Origin of the sequence: Amycolatopsis sp. NPDC057786, assembly GCF_042797905.1 — a bacterium.
Taxonomy (GTDB): domain Bacteria; phylum Actinomycetota; class Actinomycetes; order Mycobacteriales; family Pseudonocardiaceae; genus Amycolatopsis.
The window spans coordinates 1-2,424 of record NZ_JBHVKW010000200.1; the positions used below are offsets into that span (position 1 = coordinate 1).

Annotated in this window: 3 protein-coding genes; 2 read left to right on the forward strand and 1 reads right to left on the reverse strand. The window is 66.0% G+C overall.

All coding sequences use genetic code 11. The features are described from left to right. Window positions 1-48 precede the first annotated feature (48 nt). Entirely contained in the window at window positions 49-687 is a 639-nt protein-coding gene (locus ACFVM3_RS41860) for a TetR/AcrR family transcriptional regulator (protein ID WP_378445478.1), read from the reverse strand. A gap of 217 nt (window positions 688-904) precedes the next feature. On the opposite strand from ACFVM3_RS41860, the gene ACFVM3_RS41865 reads away from it, so the two are divergent. Further along, entirely contained in the window at window positions 905-2,119 is a 1,215-nt protein-coding gene (locus ACFVM3_RS41865) for a cytochrome P450 (RefSeq protein WP_378445480.1), read from the forward strand. Window positions 2,120-2,127: 8 nt separating this feature from the next. Then, entirely contained in the window at window positions 2,128-2,322 is a 195-nt protein-coding gene (locus ACFVM3_RS41870; RefSeq protein WP_034304647.1) for a ferredoxin, read from the forward strand. Window positions 2,323-2,424 lie beyond the last annotated feature (102 nt).

Below are 2,424 nucleotides of genomic sequence, written 5' to 3' on the forward strand. Positions count from 1 at the left end.
TTCCCCGCGTGACATGCGGGGAAAGTCCCCTTCAGCCACTCCCAGACCTCACGAATCCAGATCGGCCCCGGTCAGCGCCCGGCCCGGCAGCGGCTCGTTCGTACCGACGGCCCGCAGGCCGTCGATCATGATCCCGATGCACCGCCTCGTCGCCAGCCGCGCGACGTCCTCGCTCTTGCCCGGCATCTGCCGCAGCAACGTCGCGAACAGGATCGCGACGTCACCGGTGGCGACGTCCGTCCGGAGCCTGCCCTCGGCCTGCGCGCCCCGGACGAAAGCGTCCATCACCAGGACCAGCTCGTCACGCAGGGCCTTGATCGCGGGATCACTCTTCAGGATCGCCAGCGCCCTGGGCGACACCATCGCGAGCTGGATGCTCAGCTGCAGCTCCATCGACTGGTGCAGCAGCCGGACCAGCGCCTCCCAGTCCGAGTCCTCCTGGTCCCTTGCGGCCTTCGCGTCCCTCAGGACCCGGTCGAAGTTGTCGACGGCGACCGCCCGGATCAGCGCGTCGCGGTCCGGGAACCGCCGGTACAGCGTGCCGACGCCGACACCGGCCGCGCGCGCGATCTCCTCCATCGGGACCTCGGCGCCTTGGGCGGCGAAGATGGCTCTCGCCGCGGCCAGGATCTGATCCCGGTTCCGGCGCGCGTCGGCGCGCAAGCGGGTCTCGGGGTCGGCAGTCATGATCCTCGCCTCTCGAAGGGGTCCTTCAGGGCCGTGATTCTCGCACGTAAGGGCGTGCCCTTCACGCTTCCCGGGAAACCACCCCTTCGCGAGTGGACGACCCGTCTCCACTTGAGTACCTTGGTGGCATAAGCGGAATGAATCCATCCGCATACGTTTTTGGGGTCCCCTGTCCGCTATCACCGAACCCACCCGACAGCTGGGGAAGGACAACCCGATGACTGACGTCGAGGAAACCACCGCGACCTTGCCGCTGGCCCGGAAATGCCCGTTTTCACCACCGCCCGAATACGAGCGGCTTCGCCGGGAAAGTCCGGTTTCCCGGGTCGGACTTCCTTCCGGTCAAACGGCTTGGGCGCTCACCCGGCTCGAAGACATCCGCGAAATGCTGAGCAGTCCCCATTTCAGTTCCGACCGGCAGAGCCCGTCGTTCCCGCTGATGGTCGCGCGGCAGATCCGCCGCGAAGACAAGCCGTTCCGCCCCTCCCTCATCGCGATGGACCCGCCGGAACACAGCCGGGCCAGGCGTGATGTCGTCGGGGAATTCACCGTCAAGCGGATGAAGGCGCTGCAGCCGCGCATTCAACAGATCGTCGACGAACATCTCGACGCCCTGCTCGCGGGTCCCAAACCCGCGGATCTCGTCCAGGCGCTTTCCCTGCCGGTTCCGTCCTTGGTGATCTGCGAACTGCTCGGCGTCCCCTATTCGGACCACGAGTTCTTCCAGTCCTGCAGTTCGAGGATGCTCAGCCGGGAGGTCACCGCCGAAGAACGGATGACCGCGTTCGAATCGCTCGAGAACTATCTCGACGAACTCGTCACCAAGAAGGAAGCGAACGCCACCGAGGACGACCTCCTCGGCCGTCAGATCCTGAAACAGCGGGAAACGGGCGAGGCCGACCACGGCGAACTCGTCGGGCTGGCGTTCCTGCTGCTCATCGCCGGTCACGAAACCACGGCGAACATGATCTCGCTCGGCACGGTGACCCTGCTGGAGAATCCCGATCAGCTGGCGAAGATCAAGGCGGATCCGGACAAGACCCTCGCCGCCATCGAGGAACTCCTGCGGGTCTTCACGATCGCGGAAACGGCGACCTCACGCTTCGCCACGGCGGACGTCGAGATCGGCGGGACGCTCATCCGGGCGGGGGAAGGCGTGGTCGGCCTGAGCAACGCGGCCAACCACGATCCGGACGGCTTCGAGAACCCGGATGCCTTCGACATCGACCGCGGCGCGCGACACCACGTCGCCTTCGGCTTCGGGGTGCACCAATGCCTCGGCCAGAACTTGGCGAGGTTGGAACTCCAGATCGTCTTCGATACGTTGTTCCGGCGAGTGCCGGGCCTCCGGATCGCCGTTCCGGTCGACGAACTGCCGTTCAAGCACGATTCGACGATCTACGGCCTCCACGCCCTTCCGGTCACCTGGTAGGAGGAGCCATGAAGATCATCGCGGACACCGGGAAATGTGTGGGCGCGGGCCAGTGCGTGCTCACCGATCCCGATCTGTTCGATCAGAGCGAGGACGACGGGACCGTCCTCGTGCTGAACGCCGAGCCCGAAGGTGAAGAGGCGGAAGAGAACGCCCGCACCGCCGTGCACATCTGCCCGGGGCAGGCCTTGTCGCTCGCGTGAGGCGTGGGGATCGTGCCCTAGTCTCGCCGCGGGTTGATACCAGGCCCAGTACATGAAGGCCCCCTTCCTTGCGCCTGGCGCAAGGAAGGGGGCCTTCATGTA